General features: G+C 72.0%; 22 protein-coding genes and 2 pseudogenes. 19 read left to right on the top strand and 5 right to left on the bottom strand.

What is annotated here, in order from left to right:
- Positions 1 to 10: 10 nt before the first annotated feature.
- On the top strand, positions 11 to 1087 hold the full coding sequence (locus ACIPUC_RS19785) for a DUF6081 family protein (protein WP_446590905.1): 1077 nt from the start codon (positions 11 to 13) through the stop codon (positions 1085 to 1087).
- An 85-nt stretch (positions 1088 to 1172) separates the two neighbouring features.
- On the opposite strand, the gene ACIPUC_RS19780 is transcribed toward ACIPUC_RS19785, so the two are convergent.
- Positions 1173 to 1955 (bottom strand): aquaporin, encoded by a 783-nt coding sequence (locus ACIPUC_RS19780; RefSeq protein ID WP_446590904.1) that lies wholly within the window; start codon positions 1953 to 1955, stop codon positions 1173 to 1175.
- Positions 1956 to 2184: 229 nt separating this feature from the next.
- Between ACIPUC_RS19780 and asnB the strand changes: the two genes are divergently transcribed.
- The 9 genes and pseudogenes from asnB (at position 2185) to ACIPUC_RS19735 (ending at position 10844) form a co-directional block, all read left to right on the top strand.
- Positions 2185 to 4038 (top strand): asparagine synthase (glutamine-hydrolyzing), encoded by a 1854-nt coding sequence (asnB, locus tag ACIPUC_RS19775; protein ID WP_446590902.1) that lies wholly within the window; start codon positions 2185 to 2187, stop codon positions 4036 to 4038.
- A 64-nt stretch (positions 4039 to 4102) separates the two neighbouring features.
- Positions 4103 to 4795 (top strand): DsbA family oxidoreductase, encoded by a 693-nt coding sequence (locus ACIPUC_RS19770; RefSeq protein ID WP_446590901.1) that lies wholly within the window; start codon positions 4103 to 4105, stop codon positions 4793 to 4795.
- 17 nt (positions 4796 to 4812) lie between these two features.
- Positions 4813 to 5526, top strand: a complete 714-nt coding sequence (locus ACIPUC_RS19765; protein WP_446590900.1) for an SDR family oxidoreductase — start codon at positions 4813 to 4815, stop codon at positions 5524 to 5526.
- A 41-nt stretch (positions 5527 to 5567) separates the two neighbouring features.
- On the top strand, positions 5568 to 6752 hold the full coding sequence (aroC, locus tag ACIPUC_RS19760) for a chorismate synthase (protein ID WP_446591181.1): 1185 nt from the start codon (positions 5568 to 5570) through the stop codon (positions 6750 to 6752).
- A complete protein-coding gene (locus tag ACIPUC_RS19755; RefSeq protein ID WP_446590898.1) occupies positions 6749 to 7267 on the top strand; it encodes a shikimate kinase in 519 nt (172 codons plus the stop codon). Before aroC ends, ACIPUC_RS19755 begins: the two co-directional genes overlap by 4 nt.
- Positions 7264 to 8364, top strand: a pseudogene (gene aroB, locus ACIPUC_RS19750) (3-dehydroquinate synthase); the annotation flags it as partial. The gene ACIPUC_RS19755 and the pseudogene aroB, both read left to right, overlap by 4 nt.
- 33 nt (positions 8365 to 8397) lie before the next feature.
- Entirely contained in the window at positions 8398 to 8847 is a 450-nt protein-coding gene (locus ACIPUC_RS19745; protein WP_446591179.1) for a type II 3-dehydroquinate dehydratase, read from the top strand.
- Positions 8837 to 9706 (top strand): shikimate dehydrogenase, encoded by an 870-nt coding sequence (locus ACIPUC_RS19740; RefSeq protein ID WP_446590897.1) that lies wholly within the window; start codon positions 8837 to 8839, stop codon positions 9704 to 9706. Before ACIPUC_RS19745 ends, ACIPUC_RS19740 begins: the two co-directional genes overlap by 11 nt.
- A gap of 73 nt (positions 9707 to 9779) precedes the next feature.
- Positions 9780 to 10844, top strand: coding sequence for a CE1758 family FMN-dependent luciferase-like monooxygenase (locus ACIPUC_RS19735; RefSeq protein WP_446591178.1), 1065 nt, complete (start codon positions 9780 to 9782; stop codon positions 10842 to 10844).
- Here ACIPUC_RS19735 and ACIPUC_RS19730 read toward each other — a convergent pair.
- Positions 10841 to 11365: a GNAT family N-acetyltransferase gene (locus ACIPUC_RS19730; RefSeq protein WP_446590896.1), complete on the bottom strand. Its 525-nt coding sequence runs from the start codon at positions 11363 to 11365 to the stop codon at positions 10841 to 10843. The two genes, ACIPUC_RS19735 and ACIPUC_RS19730, sit on opposite strands and share 4 nt — an antisense overlap.
- A gap of 60 nt (positions 11366 to 11425) precedes the next feature.
- Positions 11426 to 12910 carry an MFS transporter gene (locus ACIPUC_RS19725; RefSeq protein ID WP_446590895.1) on the bottom strand — a complete coding sequence of 495 codons (1485 nt, stop codon included), beginning with the start codon at positions 12908 to 12910 and terminating at the stop codon, positions 11426 to 11428.
- A 102-nt stretch (positions 12911 to 13012) separates the two neighbouring features.
- On the opposite strand from ACIPUC_RS19725, the gene ACIPUC_RS19720 reads away from it, so the two are divergent.
- Both ACIPUC_RS19720 and ACIPUC_RS19715 read left to right on the top strand, forming a co-directional pair.
- A complete protein-coding gene (locus ACIPUC_RS19720) occupies positions 13013 to 13492 on the top strand; it encodes a MarR family winged helix-turn-helix transcriptional regulator (protein WP_446590894.1) in 480 nt (159 codons plus the stop codon).
- Between the two features lie 139 nt (positions 13493 to 13631).
- Entirely contained in the window at positions 13632 to 14162 is a 531-nt protein-coding gene (locus ACIPUC_RS19715) for a LysM peptidoglycan-binding domain-containing protein (RefSeq protein ID WP_446590893.1), read from the top strand.
- A 75-nt stretch (positions 14163 to 14237) separates the two neighbouring features.
- Here the strand turns inward: ACIPUC_RS19715 and ACIPUC_RS19710 are convergent, their stop codons facing one another.
- Entirely contained in the window at positions 14238 to 14930 is a 693-nt protein-coding gene (locus ACIPUC_RS19710; RefSeq protein WP_446590892.1) for a DUF5324 family protein, read from the bottom strand.
- 175 nt (positions 14931 to 15105) lie between these two features.
- Between ACIPUC_RS19710 and ACIPUC_RS19705 the strand changes: the two genes are divergently transcribed.
- Both ACIPUC_RS19705 and ACIPUC_RS19700 read left to right on the top strand, forming a co-directional pair.
- Positions 15106 to 15633: a peptidylprolyl isomerase gene (locus ACIPUC_RS19705; RefSeq protein WP_446591176.1), complete on the top strand. Its 528-nt coding sequence runs from the start codon at positions 15106 to 15108 to the stop codon at positions 15631 to 15633.
- Positions 15634 to 15769: 136 nt separating this feature from the next.
- The gene (locus tag ACIPUC_RS19700) at positions 15770 to 16645 is read left to right on the top strand and encodes a rhomboid family intramembrane serine protease (RefSeq protein ID WP_446590891.1); all 876 of its coding nucleotides are present in this window, start codon (positions 15770 to 15772) and stop codon (positions 16643 to 16645) included.
- A gap of 115 nt (positions 16646 to 16760) precedes the next feature.
- Here the strand turns inward: ACIPUC_RS19700 and crgA are convergent, their stop codons facing one another.
- Complete coding sequence (gene crgA / locus ACIPUC_RS19695; protein ID WP_257555397.1) at positions 16761 to 17015, bottom strand: cell division protein CrgA; 255 nt, start codon at positions 17013 to 17015, stop codon at positions 16761 to 16763.
- A 91-nt stretch (positions 17016 to 17106) separates the two neighbouring features.
- On the opposite strand from crgA, the gene ACIPUC_RS19690 reads away from it, so the two are divergent.
- The 5 genes and pseudogenes from ACIPUC_RS19690 to ACIPUC_RS19670 form a co-directional block, all read left to right on the top strand.
- Positions 17107 to 17880 (top strand): DUF881 domain-containing protein, encoded by a 774-nt coding sequence (locus tag ACIPUC_RS19690; RefSeq protein ID WP_446590890.1) that lies wholly within the window; start codon positions 17107 to 17109, stop codon positions 17878 to 17880.
- A gap of 4 nt (positions 17881 to 17884) precedes the next feature.
- Complete coding sequence (locus ACIPUC_RS19685) at positions 17885 to 18586, top strand: class E sortase (RefSeq protein WP_446590889.1); 702 nt, start codon at positions 17885 to 17887, stop codon at positions 18584 to 18586.
- 88 nt (positions 18587 to 18674) lie between these two features.
- Positions 18675 to 18851 (top strand): hypothetical protein, encoded by a 177-nt coding sequence (locus tag ACIPUC_RS19680; protein WP_446590887.1) that lies wholly within the window; start codon positions 18675 to 18677, stop codon positions 18849 to 18851.
- Positions 18848 to 19486 (top strand): aminodeoxychorismate/anthranilate synthase component II, encoded by a 639-nt coding sequence (locus ACIPUC_RS19675; protein ID WP_446590886.1) that lies wholly within the window; start codon positions 18848 to 18850, stop codon positions 19484 to 19486. Before ACIPUC_RS19680 ends, ACIPUC_RS19675 begins: the two co-directional genes overlap by 4 nt.
- Positions 19468 to 20313 (top strand): annotated as a pseudogene (locus ACIPUC_RS19670) (class E sortase); the annotation flags it as partial. The gene ACIPUC_RS19675 and the pseudogene ACIPUC_RS19670, both read left to right, overlap by 19 nt.

Genomic DNA, 20313 nt, shown 5'->3' with positions numbered 1-20313 from the left:
GAGGACGGACATGAGACGGACATCCATGCGCCACGCGCTCGCGCTCACGGTGGCCATCACGGCGATGGCCGCACCCGCGAGCGCCGCGGGGCCGGCCGGCGGCCCCGGCACCGGGCACGGGTACGGGTACGACATCACGTGGGACGACTTCCGGTCGGGTTTCGACCACACCGGTGACGACGCGAAGTGGACCCTGAGCGCCACCGGGGACCTTCCCTACGGTGACGGGAAGCCCTCGACCTCGGCGAACGGGCTGAGCGTCGTGCCCACCGGCACCAACGCGGCCACCGGCGAACCGGCGTTCGCCTTCACGACGGGCCAGGAGGCCGGCGGCGGGGGCGGCGACTGGGACCACCTCAAGTGGTACGCCGTCGCCAACCACAAGGCCTCGACGGGCGTCACCGGCTTCGACGCGGTGCCGGGGCAGACGCTGACCTGTGAGACCCGGATGGCCGCCCGGACCTTCGGTACCGAGCACCATCCCTTCGGTGCCGCGGTCGCCGACCCCGGGACGGACCTGAGACTGGGCGCGGGTGCCCTGTCCGTCATCGACTTCGAGACAAATGTAGTCTTCGACTTCTTCGTCACCAACGAGCGCGTCTACGCCTTCTACGAGCGGCTGCCGAAGCCGGGAGCCTCCTACGCCGCGTTCTCCTACGCCCTCCCGGTCGCGACCCGCAGACCGGGCCAGGAGCACGACCTCGCGATCTCCTTCGACAAGTCGGCCGGGAAGGCCGTGTGGCGGCTGGACGGGCGCGAGGTGCTGAGCATCGACCGCGTCGGCCGCCTCCCGGCGGACCGCGGGCATCTGATCCTCGACCACGGAGGCACGCAGGAGACGGTCTCGCCGCGGCAGCTGTCCTGCGGCATCGGGACGTTCACGCTCCTCGACGCCGAGGGCGCGGACGGCCGTGGCCTGGTGAGGCTCAGCGACCGCCCCGACTACTACTTCGACCCGGACCTCGGCGCACCGCACGAGCAGGGCTTCCTGGACGACGCGGGCAGCCCCGCAAACCGGCTGTGGGGCCAGGGCGTCCAGCTGCAGGTGGGCAGGGTGGGCGTCTCCTCCCGGCCGGCCCCGCACTGACCGCAGGCACGGCAGAACCGCAGGCACGGCCGAGGGGCGGTACCCGGACCGGATCCGGGTACCGCCCCGTCGTACGTCCCGGCGCTCAGGCCTCCCGCCGGGCAGTGGAGCGCCACCGCGGCAGCGCGGCCGCCGCGCCCGCGGCCAGCGATCCGGCGACCGGGGCGAGCAGGTAGACCCACAGCAGGCCGGTCGTACCGGAGACGAGGGCCGGCCCGAACTGGCGCGCCGGGTTCGCGCCGCCGCCGGAGAGCGGCCCGAGGAAGACGATGACGGCGGCGACACAGGAGCCGACGACCGGCGGAAGGTACCGCAGCAGCGGCGGGCGGCTCCCGAAGAAGGCCGTGATCAGCATGATGGCGGCCATGGCCGCCGCCTCGGCCGCGAACACGGCGGCGGCGCTCCAGCCGGGGGCGGCGGCCAGCGCGGCGTCGCCGACCGCGGCGGCAGCGTCGCCCCACACCAGCCGTGCCAGTGCCACGCCGCACAGGGAACCGGCCAGCTGTGCGGCGACGAAGGGCACCACCGCGTTCCCGGGGAAGACGCGCAGGAGCCACAGCCCGATGGTGACCGCCGGGTTGAGGTGGCCGGCGGTCCCCCGCCGCATGGAGGGCCCGAGCACGGCGGTGACGATGGCGCCGACCAGCAGCCCCATCGCCACCAGTTGGCCGCGCGGGGTCGGCAGCAGGTCCGAGAGGGGGGAGTCGGGCGCCGCCATCCAGCGGACGGCCGTCACCACGGTGAACAGGGTGCCGGTGGTGAGCGCGAACTCGTAGCCGGCGGTCACCAGGAGGGCAGGCAGGCGTCCGGGCGCGCGTACGGGAGGCCTCGCGGCCCGGGGATCGGTGTCGAGAGATGTTGATGTCACCAGAGGGAATGTGCGTCCGGGCACGGGCCGCGGCAATGGCCCGAGGGCGCACTGTGTCAGGTTCGCGGGCCCGGTCCCGGCGGCGTGCGACCTCAAGAAGTCACCGTCACCTGACGAAGTGAACCGGCGCCGATGGACCGGGGATTCGGGCGGGGCCAACACTCTGGGAAGTCGGCCAAGGACACCTGGTCACCTGGTCATCCCCCTTATCGAGAGGAATCGATCACCTATGTGCGGCCTTGCCGGATGGGTTAGCTTTCAGCGCGATCTGACGGCGCACACGGACATCGCGTCGGCCATGACGGGCACCATGGAGTGCCGCGGCCCGGACGCGGGTGGGCTGTGGACCTCGCCCCGAGCGATCCTCGGACACCGCCGACTGGCGATCATCGACCTCGAGGGCGGCCGGCAGCCCATGGCCGCCGTCGAGAACGACGACACGCAGCCCGTCATCACCTACACCGGCGAGGTCTACAACTTCCAGGAGCTGCGCGAGGAGCTGCGCGGACTCGGCCACGAGTTCCGCACCTCCAGCGACACCGAGGTCGTCCTGCGCTCCTACCTGGAGTGGGGCGCGGACTTCGCGGACCGCCTCAACGGCATCTACGCCTTCGCGATCTGGGACCCGCGCAGCGAGGAACTCCTCCTCATCCGCGACCGGATGGGTGTGAAGCCGCTCTACTACTACCCGACCGCCGACGGCGTGCTCTTCGGCTCCGAGCCGAAGGCGATCCTCGCGCACGACGACGCCGAGGCCGTCGTCGACGCCGACGGCCTCAAGGAGATCTTCAGCATCGTCAAGACCCCCGGGCACGCCGTCTACAAGGGCATGCACGAGGTCCGCCCCGCCACGATCGTCCGCTTCACCCGCGAGGGCCGGACCGAGACGAAGTACTGGCAGCTCGAGGCGAAGCCGCACACCGACGACCTCGACTCGACGATCGCCACCGTGCGCGGCCTCCTCGAGGACATCGTGGAGCGCCAGCTCGTCGCCGACGTCACCGTCGGCACCCTGCTCTCCGGCGGCCTGGACTCCAGCGCGGTCACCGCGCTCGCCGCCAAGGCGCTCACCAAGCAGGGCGTGACGGAGCCCATCCGCGCCTTCTCGGTGGACTTCACCGGCCACGACGAGCGTTTCGAGGCCAACGTCCAGTGGGCCGACCCCGACACCCCGTTCGCGGTCGAGGTCGCAGAGCTGGTCGGCGCCGAGCACATCATCGTCGAGCTCGACAACGAGGACATCCTCGACCCCGAGGTGCGCAGCACCGTTCTGCGGGCCCAGGACCTGCCGGTCTCCACCGGCGACATGGAGTACTCGCTGCTCATCCTGTGCCGGGCGCTGAAGGAGCAGATGACCGTCGCGCTCTCCGGGGAGGCGGCCGACGAGCTGTTCGGCGGCTACACCTGGTTCCACGACAAGGAAGCCGTCGAGTCGGACAACTTCCCCTGGCACCACCCCTTCGAGAAGGCCGGCGGCATCGGCGCGCTGCGCACGGTCGGCCTGTGGGACAAGCTCGGCCTCACCGAGTACGTCAAGGAGCGCTACACCGAGGCCCTGGACGAGGTCCCCCGGCTGGACGGCGAGACCGGCCTGGAGGCGCGGATGCGCGAGGTCACGTACCTCAACCTGACCCGCTGGGAGAACTTCCTGCTGGACCGCAAGGACCGGATCAGCATGGCGGTGAGCCTCGAGGTGCGCGTCCCCTTCACCGACCACCGCCTCGTCGAGTACGTCTACAACACCCCGTGGGCGATGAAGACCTTCGACGGCCGGGAGAAGAGCCTGCTGCGCGCCTCCATGCGGGGTCTGCTGCCCGACTCGGTCCTCGACCGCAAGAAGAACCCGTACCCCTCCACCCAGGACCGCAAGTACGAACTGGCCCTGCGCGAGCAGGTCGAGGGCATCCTCACCGAGGGCGCCCCGGTCTTCCAGCTGGTCTCCGAGGCGGACATCCGCAAGCTGCTCGACGTGCCGGAGGGCTCGTACGGCGTCGGCGGCCCGTGGAGTGCCCGCGCGGTGCTGGAGCGGCTCATCGAGTTCAACACGTGGGTCACCGAGTACGACGTCCGCGTCGAGCTCTGATCGAGGTGTGCCCGGCCGCCCGGCGGCGGCCGGGCGCGTTCGTCCCACCCCAGGAGGATCGGACATGGTGACACAATCCGGCATCCCGACGGTGACCGTCTGGTCGGACATCGGGTGCCCCTGGGCGAGTCTCGCCCTGCACACCTTGCGCGCCGCGGCGAGGCGCCGGGCCCTGCCGCTGCTCATCGACCACCGGGCCTTCCCGCTGGAGCTGTTCAACGGCGAGCCCACCCCGAAGTTCATCGTGGACCCCGAGGTCATGGCGATCGCCGCCCGGCTGCCCGAGCTCGGCTGGCGGCTGTGGAACGGCCCGGCGTCCGCCTACCCGGTGACGACCCTGCCGGCGCTCGAAGCGGTCCAGGCCGCGAAGGACCCGGCGATAGGCGGGCTGCGGGGAAGCGACGAGCTGGACGAGGCGTTGCGCCGGGCGTTCTACGCCGACAGCAGGTGCATCAGCGTCCACGCCGTGATCCTCGACATCGCCCGGCAGTGCGAGCACGTCGACGCCGGGGCGCTGGCGGAGGCACTGGCCCGGGGAACCGGACGCGCCGAGGTCTACGCGCAGTGGCGTACGGCCGAGGGGCCGGACGTCCAGGGCAGCCCGCACCTGTTCGCCGGCGGGGGCTACGCGGCCCACAACCCCGGTGCCGCGTTCACGTGGACGGGCTCCCCCTACGAGGGCGGCCTCCCCCGGCTGGACGACTACAGCCGGGCCTGGGCCGACGAACTGCTCGACACGATTCACCGAGAAAGCTAGAGAGAGAGGCTTGGACGATGTCCGCACGATTCGCTGGAAGGGTCGCCCTCGTCGCCGGAGCGGGCGACGGCGTCTGCCGGGCGACGGCCGTTGCGTTCGCCCGCGAGGGCGCCACCGTCATGGTCGCGGGGCCGGACCCCGAGGAGCTGGCGGGCACGGTCAAGCTGATCCGTGACGCGGGTGGGGAGGCCGACTCGGTCGTGGCGGACATGACCCGGGGCGGTTCGGACGCGGCCGTTCGCATGGTGGCGGCGACGGTGGAGCGGTACGGCGCCCTGGACATCGCGTTCAACAACGCGACCGTCACCGGACCCCACCGCAACGTGGCCGACATCTGCGAGGTCGTCTGGGCGGAGACCCTCGCCGCGAACCTCACCGGTGTGTGGATGGCGATGAAGCACGAGCTGGCCCAGATGGAGCCGCACGGCGGCGGTGTGATCGTCAACACCGCCTGCAACATGGCGAGCACCGGGCGGCTGCTCGGCATGGGGGCGTACGCCGCCTCCAAAGCCGCCCTGAGCACGCTGACGCGCACCGCCGCCCACGAGTACATCGGCAAGGGCATCAGGATCAACGCGATCAGCCCGGGGCCCGCGCACGAGGCGGGATCCGCCGAAGCCGACGGCGCCACCGCCGAGGAGGTAGCCGAGACGGTGGTGTGGCTGTGTTCGGACGAGGCCTCCTTCGTCGTCGGCCACGACCTGGTGCTCGACAAGAAGACCGTGGTCTGAGTCCACAGTCCGGATTTGCGACAAGGAGCAGTGAGAGAGTGCTGAGCAGGTTGCGCTGGCTGACCGCAGGCGAGTCCCACGGACCCGCGCTGGTGGCCACCCTGGAGGGGCTTCCGGCAGGCGTTCCGGTCGACACCGCGATGGTCGCGGACCACCTGGCCCGGCGTCGGCTCGGGCACGGGCGCGGTGCCCGGATGACGTTCGAGCAGGACGAGGTGACGTTCCTCGGCGGTGTCCGGCACGGGCTGTCGCTGGGTTCCCCCGTCGCCGTCATGATCGGCAACAGCGAATGGCCGAAGTGGCAGACCGTGATGTCGGCCGACCCGGTCGACCCCTCGCTGCTGAAGGACACCGGCCGCAACGCGCCGCTGACCCGGCCCCGGCCCGGGCACGCCGACCTCGCCGGCATGCAGAAGTACGGCTTCGACGAGGCACGGCCGATCCTGGAGCGCGCCAGCGCCCGGGAGACCGCCGCCCGCGTCGCCCTGGGCGCGGTCGCCCGGTCCTTCATCAAGGAGGTCGCCGGCATCGAGATCGTCTCGCACGTGGTCGAACTGGCCGCGGCCAAGGCCCCGCACGGCGTCTACCCGACCCCCGCGGATGTGGAGAAGCTGGATGCGGATCCGGTGCGCTGCCTCGACGCCGACGCCTCGAAGGCGATGGTGGCGGAGATCGAGCAGGCTCAGAAGGGCGGCGACACCCTGGGGGGTGTGGTCGAGGTCCTCGCCTACGGAGTTCCGGTCGGACTCGGCTCGCACGTGCACTGGGACCGCCGCCTGGACGCACGTCTGGCCGCTGCGCTGATGGGCATCCAGGCGATCAAGGGCGTCGAGGTCGGCGACGGCTTCGCGCTGGCCCGTGTGCCCGGGTCGAAGGCCCACGACGAGATCGCGGCGACCGGCGACGGCATCCGCCGCACCTCGGATCGCTCCGGAGGGACCGAAGGCGGTCTGACCACCGGTGAACTGCTGCGCGTGCGCGCCGCGATGAAGCCGATCGCGACCGTGCCGCGCGCTCTCGCCACCGTCGACGTGGCGACCGGCGAGGCGGCCGTCGCGCACCACCAGCGCTCCGACGTGTGCGCCGTCCCCGCGGCCGGCATCGTCGCCGAGGCGATGGTGGCCCTGGTCCTCGCGGACGCCGTCATCGAGAAGTTCGGCGGCGACTCGGTCCCCGAGACCCGCCGCAACGTCCGCTCGTACCTCGACCACCTGCACATCCGGTGACCGGCGGACCGCTGACCGTCCTGGTGGGCCCGATGGGCGCCGGCAAGTCCACGGTGGGCGCGCTGGTGGCCGAACGGCTCGGAGCCCCCTTCCGTGACACCGACCAGGACGTGGAGAGCGGCACCGGCCGGACGGTCAGGGAGATCATCACCGGTGACGGGGAGCGGAGTTTCCGCGAACTGGAGCACCTGGCGGTGGCGCGCGCGGTCCGCGAGGACGGCGCCGTCCTCGCCCTCGGCGGGGGCGCGGTCCTGCACGCGGGCACCCGGGCGTTGCTGGGCGGGCTCCCCGTGGCCTTTCTCGACGTCCCGGCCGGCGAGGCCGTGATGCGGGTCGGGGAGGGGACCGGGCGGCCGCTGCTCGCCGCGGACCCCGAGCGGCGCTGGCAGGAACTGCTGGAAGAGCGACGCCACGTGTACCTCGGTGTCGCACGGGTCGTCGTACCGACGCACGGCCGCACGCCCGAGAGGGTGGCGGAGGCGGTCATAGAGGCATTGGAGCTGACACAAGCATGACCGGGCAGTCTGTGACACGGATCCGGGTCGGTGCGGGAGCCGGCACGGAACCGTACGAAGTCCTGGTCGGGCGGGGCGTCCTGGGCGATCAGGCCGAGCTGCACCGGCTGATCGGGCCGGCCGCCCAGCGGGTCGCCGTGATCCACCCGAAGGCGCTGACCGCCACGGCCGACGCGCTGCGGGCCCGGGCCGAGGAGCTCGGCTACGAGACGGTCGCCCTGCACGTGCCGGACGCGGAGGCGGCGAAGAGCGCCGAGGTGGCGGCGGACTGCTGGCAGTCGCTGGGCCGGGCCGGGTTCACCCGCACCGATGTGGTGATCGGCGTCGGCGGCGGCGCCACCACCGACCTGGCCGGCTTCGTTGCGGCGAGCTGGCTGCGCGGAGTGCGCTGGATCGCCGTTCCCACCACCGTTCTCGCCATGGTGGACGCCGCCGTCGGCGGGAAGACGGGCATCAACACGGCCGAGGGCAAGAACCTGGTCGGCGCCTTCCACCCGCCCGCCGGGGTGCTCTGCGACCTGGCGGCCCTGGACACCCTGCCGCAGGTGGAGCACGTCAGCGGGCTGGCCGAGATCATCAAGGCAGGCTTCATCGCCGACCCGGTGATCCTCGACCTCATCGAGCAGGACCCGGACGCCGCCCGCACCCCCGGCGGCCCGCACCTGCCCGAGCTGATCGAGCGCGCCATCCGGGTCAAGGCCGAGGTGGTCTCCGGCGATCTGCGGGAAGCCGGCCGCCGGGAGGTCCTCAACTACGGGCACACGCTCGCGCACGCCATCGAGAAGAGCGAGGACTACACCTGGCGGCACGGCGAGGCCGTCGCCGTCGGCATGGTCTACGCGGCCGAGCTCGCCCGCCTCGACGGCCGGCTGTCCGAGGCCGACGTGCGGCGCCACCGCGCCGTACTGGCCTGCGTGGGCCTGCCGACCGGCTACCGCGGCGATCGCTGGAGCGCACTGCTGGACGCCATGCGGGTGGACAAGAAGGCCCGCGGCGACCTGCTCCGTTTCATCGTCCTCGACGCGATCGGCCGCCCCGAAGTGCTGGCGGGCCCCAGCCCGGACACCTTGGCCGCCGCTTTCGCGAAGATCGCCGCCCCCCTGCCGGCGAGCACCCCGGCCCCCCGTCGGGTGCTGGTCCTCAACGGCCCCAATCTGGGCCGGCTCGGCTGCCGCGAACCCGGCATCTACGGCACCACCTCCTACGCCGGGCTCGTCGAGGCCTGCCGGACCCTCGGCGGGGAACTCGGACTCGACGTCGAGGTCCGCCAGACCGACGACGAGGCCGAACTGGTCCACTGGCTGCACGAATCCGCCGACTTCGCGCTGCCCGTCGTCCTCAACCCGGCGGCCTTCACCCACTACTCCTACGCGGTGCGGGACGCGGCCGCACAGCGCACCGCCCCGCTCATCGAAGTGCACCTGTCCCATCCGCAGGCCCGTGAGGACTTCCGGCACCTCTCGGTGACCGCTCCTGTCGCGAGCGGCACCATCGCCGGGCTGGGCATCGAGTCCTACCGGCTCGCGCTGCGCGCACTCGCCGGGCAGAACGGCGGGGCGGGTGAGTCCCGTGCCGTCTGACCGGGCTGCCGCGGGCGAAGGACGGCGCAGGGCCGCCGTGCTGGGCTCCCCCGTCGCCCATTCGCTCTCGCCGCTGCTGCACAGCGCCGCGTACTGCGCTCTGGGCCTGGACCGCTGGTCCTACGGCCGCTTCGAAGTGGACGAGCGGGGCCTGCCGGGCTTCGTGGCCCGGCTCGGCGGCCCGTCCGGCTCCGAGTGGGCCGGCCTGTCGCTGACCATGCCGCTCAAGCGTGCCGTCATCCCCCTGCTGGACGAGCTCACCGCCAGGGCAGCCTCCGTCGAGGCGGTCAACACCGTGATCCGGGCCCCCGACGGACGGTTGACCGGCGACAACACCGATATCCCGGGCATGGTCGAGGCGCTGCGGGCCAGGGGCGTGACCCGCGTCGAGTCCGCCACCGTCCTCGGTGCGGGGGCGACCGCGGCCTCCGCGATCGCCGCCCTCGCCCAGATCTGCTCCGGACCGGTCACGGTCTTCGCCCGGGTCCCCGGGCGCGCCGCCGAGCTGCGCGGCTGGGGCGAGCGCCTCGGCGTGGACGTCCGGACGGCGAGGTGGGAGCACGCCGAGCACGCCCTGTCCGCCCCGCTCGTGATCGCCTCCACCCCCAAGGGGGCCGCGGACGGCCTCGCGGGAGCCGTGCCCGCCGCCCCCGGGGTCCTGTTCGACGTGGTGTACGACCCGTGGCCCACAGCCCTCGCGGCGGCCTGGGCGGGCCGCGGCGGAGCGGTACTCGGCGGTCTTGACCTGCTGGTCCACCAGGCGGCACGCCAGGTCGAGCTGATGACGGGTCATCGCCGGGCCCCGCTCGCGGCGATGCGCGCGGCGGGCGCGGCGGCGCTGGCCGCGGCAGTCGCATGACGACAGGCCCGCGGCGGCACGCGTCCACGCCCGGGCGCGCGAACACACACACCTTGGAGGACAGATGAGCGCAGTGCAGTTCGGGATCTTCACGATCGGAGACGTCACGCCCGATCCGGCCACCGGGCGGGCGCCGACCGAGCACGAGCGGATCAAGGCGATGACCGCCATGGCCGTCAAGGCGGAGGAGGTCGGCCTGGACGTCTTCGCCACCGGCGAGCACCACAATCCGCCGTTCGTTCCCTCGTCCCCGACGACGCTGCTCGCCTGGATCGCGGCGCGCACCGAGCGGTTGATCCTCTCCACGTCCACCACGCTGATCACCACCAACGACCCGGTGAAGATCGCGGAGGACTACGCGATGCTCCAGCACCTGGCCGACGGCCGGACGGACCTGATGCTGGGCCGGGGCAACACGCCTGCCGTCTACCCGTGGTTCGGCAAGGACCAGCGCCGGGCCATACCCCTCGCCGTCGAGAACTACGAACTCCTCCACACCCTGTGGAGGAAGGAGCGGGTGACCTGGGAGGGGAAGTTCCGCACCCCGCTGCAGCAGTTCACCTCCACGCCGCGCCCGCTGGACGGCGTAGCGCCCTTCGTCTGGCACGGCTCGGTCCGTTCCGCCGAGGTGGCGGAACTGGCCGCGTTCTACGGCGACGGGTTCTTCGCCAACAACATCTTCGCGCCGACGGGCCACTACCGGCAGCTGGTGGAGTTCTACCGCGAGCGGTACGCCCACCACGGGCACGGGACTCCGGAACAGGCCGTCGTCGGCCTGGGCGGGCAGACCTTCCTGAAGGCGCGTTCCCAGGACGCCTTCCGGGGCTTCCGCCCGTACTTCGACCGCTCGCCCGTCTACGGCGGCGGCGCCTCCCTGGAGGACGTCGCCGCGCAGACCCCGCTGACGGTCGGCAGCCCGCAGCAGGCGATCGAGAAGACGCTGGCCTTCCGCGAGATCTACGGCGACTACCACCGCCAGCTCTTCCACGTGGACCACGCGGGCCTGCCGCTGAAGGCGGCCCTGGAGCAGATCGAGATCCTCGGCACGGAGGTCGTGCCGGTGCTGCGCAAGGAGATGGATTCCATCCGCCGCCCGGGAGTCCCGGACGCCCCCCGCCACCCTGCGCTGTTCGGCTAGAGGTCGATCCAGTAGCGGCGCTTGGGGCCGATCAAGGTCTCGCGGACGTCTTCGAGGACGCCGCCGCCCCGCTCGATCGTGCGCACCGACGCGGTGTTGCCGGGGTCGCAGGTCAGCAGGACCCGGTCCATGCCCATCACCCGCGCCTCGTGGAGCACCGATTCCAGGGCCCGCCCGGCCAGTCCGCGCCCCCGCGCCGAGGGGCGCACGCTGTAGCCGATGTGGCCGCCGGCATCGAGGAGGAACGCGTTCAGGTGGTGGCGCAGGTCGATGGCGCCCAGGTAGGTGTCGCCGTCGGCGATCCACCAGTACGTCGCGTGCACCCGGCCCTGCTCGACCGGCACCGTACGGTCCGCGTGGCGGTGCAGCGTCTCGACCCAGGCGGCGAAGCCCCCGGGGCTGTCCACGTCGTCGTCCGAGCCGAGGCCGGCCCCGTCCATGTGGGCGTCGTCGCCCCACTCCGCACGGGCGGCGAGCCAGGAGGAGTGCAGTCGGGGGGTGGGCCGGATCAGCTCGAACATGTTCCGGACGCTACCAGCCGGGCCGTTCGTCAACGGCCGGCCGATTTCCACCGGGGCCCCTCACCGCGGTAGCCGGGGGGCACCGGGCCGCAGGAGCGTCGCCGCGAGGGCGGTCGCGGCCAGCAGCAGCCCGGCGCCCAGGGCGAAGGCCAGGTGGTATCCGCTGGTGAGGGCCTCGGCCGGGGTGCTGCCGGACCGTGCCGAGGACTCCGTACGGGAGGCCGCCATGGTGGAGAGGACGGCCACACCCAGGGCCATGCCGATCTGCGCGGTCGTGTTGAACAGCCCCGAGGCCAGCCCCGCGTCGCGGTCGTCGGCGCCGGACATGCCCAGGGTGGTGAGGGCCGGCAGGGCCAGGCCGAAGCCCGCGGCCAGCAGCATCACCGGCAGCAGGTCGGTGGCGTAGTCGGCGCGCACGGGCAGCCGGGTCAGCAGCCCCAGGGCCGCGACGAGCAGGGCGAGTCCGGCCAGCAGTACGGCGCGCTCCCCGAAGCGGGCGTTGAGCCGGGCCGAGACGCCGAGGGAGACGGCCCCGATCACCAGGGCCGCGGGCAGCATGGCCAGGCCGGTGGCGGCGGCTCCGTAGCCCAGGACCTTCTGCAGGTAGAGGGCGACCAGGACCTGGAAGGAGAACAGCGCGGCCACCATCAGCATCTGGACCAGGTTCGCGCCGACCACGGTCCGCGACCGGAAGATCCGCAGGGGCACCAGCGGAGTACGGGCCTTCGCCTGGCGCAGGGTGAAGGCGGCGAGCAGGGCCAGGGAGAGCGCCCCGAGGCCGAGGGTGTGCGCGGAGGCCCAGCCGTACCGCTCCACCTTGACCACGGCGTAGATCCCGGTCATCAGCCCGCTCGTGACGAGGACGGCACCGAGTACGTCGGCACCCGCGCCCAGCCCCGGCCCGCCATGGGTGCGGTCGGCGGGGAGCGCGGGCAGGGCCAGGAGCAGTGCGGCGAGCCCGATCGGCAGGTTGATGAAGAAGATCCAGTGCCAGTCGAGCGCCTCGGTGAGGACACCGCCGAGCACCTGGCCCAGGGAGGCGCCGGCCGCGCCGGTGAAGGAGAACACGGCGATCGCCCTGGCGCGTTCACGGGGCTCGGTGAACAGGGTGACCAGGATGCCGAGACCGACGGCGGAGGCCATCGCACTGCCGACCCCCTGGAGGAAGCGGGCGCCTATCAGCGCCGCCGGGGAGGAGGCGAAACCGGCGAGCACCGAGGCGCCGGTGAACACGGCGGTGCCGGCCAGGAACAGGCGCTTGCGGCCGAGCAGGTCTCCGAGGCGTCCGGCGAGAAGCAGCAGGCTGCCGAAGGCGATCAGGTAGGCGTTCACGACCCAGCTGAGGCTCGCGGGGGAGAAGCCGAGGTCGTTCTGGATGGCGGGCATCGCCACGGTGACGATGCTGCCGTCGAGGATCGTCATCAGCATGCCGGTCGAGAGCACGGTCAGGGCGGTCCAGCGGGAGCGCAGGCCGCGGGGGGCGGCTGCGCCCGTCGGGCCGGTCGTCGGCGAAGGGGCGGAGGCGGACGGGGAAGCGGCAGGCATCGGTCTCTCCAGTCGGGGAGGGCGGCGGGCTACTGGTAAGACCGTAACAGATGATTTCGTTGCAGACTATTTTCTTCGGATCGAATTGTTAGGCTGGAGAACATGACTGCGATGGCACCCACCCGGACCGAGCCCGACCTCTCCTTCCTCCTGGACCACACCAGCCACGTGCTGCGCACCCGCATGGCGGCCGCCCTCGGCGAGATCGGGCTCACCCCCCGGATGCACTGCGTCCTGGTCCACGCCCTGGAGGAGGAGCGGACCCAGATCCAGCTCGCCGAGATCGGCGACATGGACAAGACGACGATGGTCGTCACGGTGGACGCCCTGGAGAAGGCCGGGCTGGCCGAGCGCCGCCCGTCCACCAAGGACCGCCGGGCCCGGATCATCGCCGTCACCGGGAAGGGCGCGGCCGTCGCCGTGGACAGCCAGCGGATCGTCGACCAGGTCCACGCGGACGCCCTGGGCTCCCTGGCCGACGCGGACCGCACGTCTCTGCTGCGGATCCTCGGCCTCCTCGTCGAAGGCGACCTGGCCGCCCCCTCGGAAAGCCCCCGCCCGGCGCGCCGCGCCCGCCAGTGACGGCAGGCCGGCGGCCCGGCCCGGTCCCCCGGACGGCCCCGTCGCAGGGCCGCCCGGCGCCCCGTGGCCGACAGTGGGGGAAGGCGCCGCGCCCCAAGGCGCCGCCCAGGGGGAAACACCACGCCGGAGGCGTACACACATGGGACTCTTCGACTTCCTGAAGTCCGACAAGAAGAAGGCGCACGAGGCCGCCGAGAAGGCGAAGGAGCAGGTACAGCAGCAGGCGCCGGCAGCACCCGCCACGAGCCGGGCGGCGGACGCCGCATCGGCCACCCGGGCGGCCGCCGAGCGGATGGCCGCCGCCGCACCGCCCAAGCCCGCCCCCGCGACCCCGACCCCCGCCTCGGCCGCGCACAAGGCCGTTCCCGCGCCCCCCAAGCCCGCAGCGATGCCCAAGCCCGGGACGGCGGCCGCGGCCGCGCCGCGCGCCGCGCACACCCCGACCCCCGCTTCGGCCGCGCACAAGGCGGTTCCGGCGGCGCCCGAGCCGGCGCCCACCGCCCAGAAGCGCACCTACACGGTCAAGCCCGGCGACTCGCTCTCCGAGATCGCCCGCCGAGAGCTGGGCAACGAGGCCCGCTGGCGCGAGCTCTACGCCGTGAACCAGGGGGTCATCGGCTCCAACCCCGACCTCATCCGCCCGGGCATGGTGCTGACGCTCCCCCACTGACACCGGCGGACAGACCGGCGCAGACGCGGAAGGGCCCGGATCCACCAACCTGGATCCGGGCCCTTCCGCCGGCCGTCAGACCTGCTTGTCGTCGGCTGCCGACCCGGTCTCCTGCTCCTTCGCCGCCAGCTCGTCGTCGAAGCTCGCCGGCTCGGCATCGCCCGCCGGCACCTCCGTGGCCGCCGGCGGCTCGACGAGCCAGTCCGGGTTCGACTGCTGGTCCCACCACCGCCACGCCGCGAAGGCGGCGCCCGCCAGGACACCGACCACGGCGACCCCGCGCAGTGCCCGGCCGAAGCGCGCCCGCCGCTCGTGGCGCCGGGCGAGCCGCGCGATCTCCTGCGGCCTCACCTGGCCGCGCAGCGCCGCGAAGGCGGCCACCGACCGCGAGGCGGCCTCCTCGGCCACCGGCGTGGCAGCCGCGATCGCGCTCTCGATGCGCGGCTGCGTGTAGTCGGCAGCCTGGCGCGCCGCCCGGCGCGTCTGCTTCGCCGCCTTCGTCGCCATCCGGTCCACGTTCGGCGGCACGTGGGCACGCGCCGCCCTCATCCGCGGGTGCAGATGGGCGTCGTACGTCGTACGCGCCTGCCGCGCGGCCTCCTGGGCCGCGTACGAGACCTTCGGCGCGAGTACCTGGTTCGCCTCATGCGCGTAGTGCGCCACGGCGTCTTTGGCGGTCCCTGCGTACGGTGCCACCACTTCCGACGCGTGCCGCGCGGTCTCCTTGGCGCTTTCCGCTGCCGCGCGCACGCTGTCCTTGCGGGTCACAGGATTCCTCCTTCTCGGTGGCGGACACAGTTCACCTTTCCACCCTTTGTCGGATCATGCCTGGCATGACGCCGCCGGGCATGCGCGACAGGGCATACGGGTGGAGCATTTCTCTGCCCTGCTTCCCTCCGTGGGAGGATCGGAACCGACAGTGATGACTATGGAAGGCAGATCTGTGGCCGAGAAGCTCTACGCCACCCTGAAGACCAGCCACGGCGACATCGAGATCGAGCTGCTGCCGAACTTCGCCCCGAAGACCGTACGGAACTTCGTCGAGCTCGCCACCGGCGCCCGTGAGTGGACCCGTCCCACCGACGGCCAGAAGACCACGGACCCGCTGTACGACGGCACCGTCTTCCACCGCGTCATCAGTGGCTTCATGATCCAGGGCGGTGACCCGCTGGGGAACGGCACCGGCGGTCCGGGCTACCAGTTCGCCGACGAGTTCCACCCCGACCTGGCCTTCACCAAGCCCTACGTGCTCGCCATGGCCAACGCCGGCCCGGGCACCAACGGCTCGCAGTTCTTCATCACGGTCGCCCCCACCGCCTGGCTGACCCGCAAGCACACCATCTTCGGCGAGGTCGCCGACAAGGCCAGCCAGACGGTCGTGGACAAGATCGCCTCGCTCCCGACCAACGCGCGCACCGAGCGCCCGCTGGACGACGTGATCATCAAGTCGGTCGTCATCGAGAAGCGCTGACGCCGACCGCCCGATCCCGTGCGCGGGGTCTCCGGGAACCTTTCCGCCCCGCCCGTCCGTCCTGCATGCGTACGCATCGCGGAGTCATACGGACCGGCGGGGCGTCATCCTGCCCCGCCGCCGATCGAGGGGACCGATGGACACCGACCGCCTGCCGGGCTGCTACCGCCACCCGGACCGCGACACGGGGATCAGCTGCACCCGCTGCGAGCGCCCCATCTGCCCCGAGTGCATGATCAGCGCCTCGGTCGGCTTCCAGTGCCCCGAGTGCGTACGCGAGGGCTCAGGCACCGGCCACCGGCCGACCGCGAACGCGCCGCGCACCCTCGCGGGCGGGGTGGTGGCCGCCGACCCCCAGCTGGTCACCAAGATCCTGATCGGCGTCAACGCCGCCGTGTTCCTCGCGGGTCTTGCGGCGCCGGCGCTCGTGGTGCAGCTGGAGCTGCTCGGCCGGTACGTGGAATTCTTCGGCGCACCCGTCGAAGGAGTCTCCACGGGCCAGTACTACCGCCTGCTGACCTCGGTGTTCCTGCACGTCGAGTGGTGGCACATCATCGGCAACATGATCGGCCTGTGGGTGATCGGCGGCCCGCTGGAAGCGGCGCTGGGCCGCTCCCGGTATCTCGCCGTCTACCTGCTCTCGGGGCTCGGCGGCAGCGCCCTGGTCTATCTGCTGACCGCGCCGAACACCCCGACCCTCGGCGCGTCCGGCGCCGTCTTCGGCCTGCTCGGTGCCACCGTCGTCCTGGCGCGCCGGCTGCGCTACGAGATGCGGCCGGTGATCGTGATGGTCGTACTGATGCTGTTCCTGACCTTCGTACCGCTCGGCGGCAGCCTCAACGTGTCCTGGCAGGCGCACGTGGGCGGCCTGGTCACCGGCGCGCTGGCGGGCGCGGGCATGCTCAGGCCCGCCGCCGGCAGGAACCGCGCACTCGTCCAGTGGGGGACCTGCGCGGTGGTGTTCCTGCTGGCGGCAGCGGTGATCCTGATCCGGACCGCGGAACTCACCTGATCACACCGGCGTCAACTCTCCACAGAGTTATCCACAGATCTTCTGTCTTTTCCTCAGGTGTGGATGACGCTGTGGATAACTCATGGGGAGAGCTTTCCTCAGGGAAGGTTTAGTGCTACTTCCACTGCGTGGAGACGCCGAATCCCGCCGCGATGAAGCCGAAACCGACCACAATGTTCCAATTGCCCAGCGACTCGATCGGCAGCTGGGTCTCGGTCACGTAGAAAACGACGATCCACGCGAGTCCGATCAGGAAAAGTGCCAGCATGACCGGGGCGACCCAGCTGCGATTGGTCAGCCTGATGGCCTGCGGCTGCCGCGTGGGCGGCGGCGTGTAGTCGTCCTTCTTGCGGATACGTGACTTCGGCACGAGGGGCTCTCCTGTCGATGCGCTGGGGACCTTGCCTGCCCCGGGCGTCCGTTAGCGTAGTGGACCTGTGGCGTTGAAGGAGAAGGGTACGTTGAGCAATTCCGACGACTCCTCCGCGGGTCCCCGTCGCCGGGCCAGACCGGTCCGGCTGCTGACAGCCGCCGTCTTCGCCCTGGCCGGGCTGCTCTTCGTCACCAGTTTCAACACCTCCAAGGGTACGAACATCCGGACCGACGCATCGCTCCTGAAACTGTCGGACCTCATCGAGGAACGCAGTCAGAGCAACGCGGCGCTGGAGGAGAGCCTCGGACCGGTGCGCCGCCGTGTCGGGGCGCTCGCCGAACGCGACGACGGCAGCACCAAGGCCGAGGACGCCAAGCTGGCCGCCCTGCGGGTGGCGTCGGGCACCGAGGAGCTGTCCGGCAAGGGCCTGAGCGTCACCCTCAACGACGCCCCGCCGAACGCAACCGCCCGCATCCCCAACGTCCCCGAGCCGCAGCCCAACGACCTGGTGATCCACCAGCAGGACCTGCAGGCCGTGGTGAACGCCCTCTGGCAGGGCGGGGCCCACGGCATCCAGGTCATGGACCAGCGGCTCATCTCCACCAGCGCGGTCCGGTGCGTCGGCAACACCCTGATCCTCCAGGGCCGGGTCTACTCGCCGCCGTACAAGGTCTCGGCGGTCGGCGACCCGGGCGCGTTGCGCAAGGCCCTCGCCGCCTCCCCGGCCCTGCAGAACTACCAGCTGTACGTGAACGCGTACGGGCTCGGCTGGAAAGTGGACGAGCACAGGGCGCTGACACTTCCCGGCTACTCCGGCACAGTGGACCTCCACTATGCGAAGCCGGTGGAGCCCTCGTCCTGAGGCATTGCGGCCCGACGTCGTACTGCGCCTGGTGGTACGGACGTTCAGCGAGGTGTGCCTGACGGCGGGAACCCTCATCGTGCTCTTCGTGGCCTACGTCCTGCTGTGGACCGGGGTCAAGGCCGACCGGGCCATGGACGGCGAGATGACCCGGCTGCGCGACGACTGGGCGGCCGCCGCGGCCGCGGAATCCGCCCCGGCGGCGGCGCCGGCGCCCGCCGAGCCGGTCGGCTACCCCGCGGGACAGGCCTTCGCCGAGATGTACGTCCCGCGCTTCGGCAAGGACTGGAACAAGCCCGTCCTGGAGGGCACCGGCACCGAGCTGCTGAAGAAGGGACTGGGCCACTACCCCGGCACGGCCGTCCTCGGCGCCACCGGGAACTTCTCGGTGGCGGGCCACCGGCGCACGTACGGAGACCCCTTCAAGGACTTCCCCGAGCTGCGTCCCGGCGACGCCGTGATCCTCAAGGACGCGACCGCCTGGTACACGTACACGGTGCGCGGCGGGCCGCTGCGCACCCTGCCCACGGACATCGGGGTGGTCGACCCGGTGCCCCGGAAGTCGCCGTTCACCACGCCCGGCCGGTATCTGACCCTGACGACCTGCGACCCCGAGTGGGGCCACAGCCACCGGCTGGTCGTCTGGGCGGAACTGACCGGCACGCGTGCCGTGGGGCAGGGCGGGCCGGAGGGTTTGCCGAGCTGACCCACCCGGCCCGGCCGCTGCCTTTAGTCTGTTGGCGTACCGCCCTTGCGGTGCGTGGACGAACGTGGACGAAAAGGAAACAGGCGGCATGTACGGCTGGATCTGGCGGCATCTGCCGGGCAACGCGTGGGTACGCGCGCTGATCTCACTCGTACTGGCCCTCGCGGTGGTGTTCGTGCTGTTCCAGTACGTCTTCCCGTGGGCCGAGCCGCTCCTGCCGTTCAACGATGTGACCGTGGACGAGGGATCGGGAGCCACTCCGTGAGCGCGCGCATTCTGGTTGTGGACAACTACGACAGCTTTGTCTTCAACCTGGTCCAGTACCTCTACCAGCTCGGCGCCGAGTGCGAAGTGCTGCGCAACGACGAGGTCGAGCTCTCGCACGCGCAGGACGGCTTCGACGGCGTGCTGCTCTCCCCGGGGCCCGGGACTCCGGAGGAGGCGGGGGTCTGCGTCGACATGGTCCGGCACTGCGCCGAGACGGGCGTGCCCGTCTTCGGGGTGTGCCTCGGCATGCAGTCGATGGCGGTCGCGTACGGAGGGGTCGTGGGCCGGGCGCCCGAGCTGCTGCACGGCAAGACCTCGCCGGTGGTCCACGAGGGCCTGGGCGTCTTCGAGGGCCTGCCCTCCCCCTTCACCGCGACCCGGTACCACTCCCTGGCCGCCGAGCCCCAGACCCTGCCCGAGGCGCTGGAGGTCACGGCGCGCACGCAGGACGGGATCATCATGGGCCTGCGCCACCGGGAGCACGACGTCGAGGGCGTGCAGTTCCACCCCGAGTCGGTGCTGACCGAGTGGGGCCACCGGATGCTCGCGAACTGGCTGGTGCGGTGCGGTGACGCGGGTGCCGTGGAGCGCTCGGTGGGGCTGGCCCCGGTGGTGGGCAAGGCCGTCGCGTGACCGCGCTCGCGCCGTCCGCGCCCACCGGGGGCCGGGCCGCGCGGCGCAGGGCAGCACAGGAGGCCGCGAAGCGGGCCGCCCGCACCTCCCGGAGGCGGGGCGGGCGGCGGCGCAGGCGGCCGGCGTCGGGCGGACCGCTGGTCGTCGCGAGCCGGCTGGGCGGGGAGCTGTTCATCACGGCTGGCCTGGTGATGCTGCTGTTCGTCGCCTACCAGCTCTGGTACACGAACATCGTCGCGGAGCGGACGGCCGACGGGGCCGCGGGCACGCTCCAGCAGACGTGGCAGCGGGACGCGGGCACGGACGCGGGCGGGGCGGCCGCGCCGCCCGTGACGGCGTTCGAGCCCGGCCAGGGTTTCGCGATCCTGCACATCCCGAAGCTGGACGTGAAGGTTCCGGTGGCGGAGGGGATCAGCAAGCCGAAGGTGCTGGACCGGGGGATGGTCGGGCACTACGGCGAGGGCGCGCTGAAGACGGCGATGCCGGCGGACAAGCAGGGGAACTTCGCGGTGGCCGGCCACCGCAACACCCACGGGGAGCCCTTCCGCTTCATCAACCGGCTGGTGCCGGGGGATCCCGTGGTGGTCGAGACGCGGGACGCGTACTACACGTACGAGATGACCTCGTCGCTGGCGCAGACCCCGCCGACGAACGTGGCGGTGATCAAACCGGTGCCGGAGGGCTCGGGATTCACCGCACCCGGCCGCTACATCACGCTGACGACCTGCACGCCGGAGTTCACCAGCACCTACCGGATGATCGTATGGGGCAGGATGGTCGACGAACGCCCCCGCAGCCAGGGTGCTCCGCCCGCGCTGACCAGTTAA

The sequence above is a fragment of the Streptomyces sp. LARHCF249 genome (assembly GCF_052871255.1).
The sequence above is the reverse complement of the archived record's forward strand: the minus strand, read 5'-3'. Positions and strand labels throughout refer to the sequence as shown.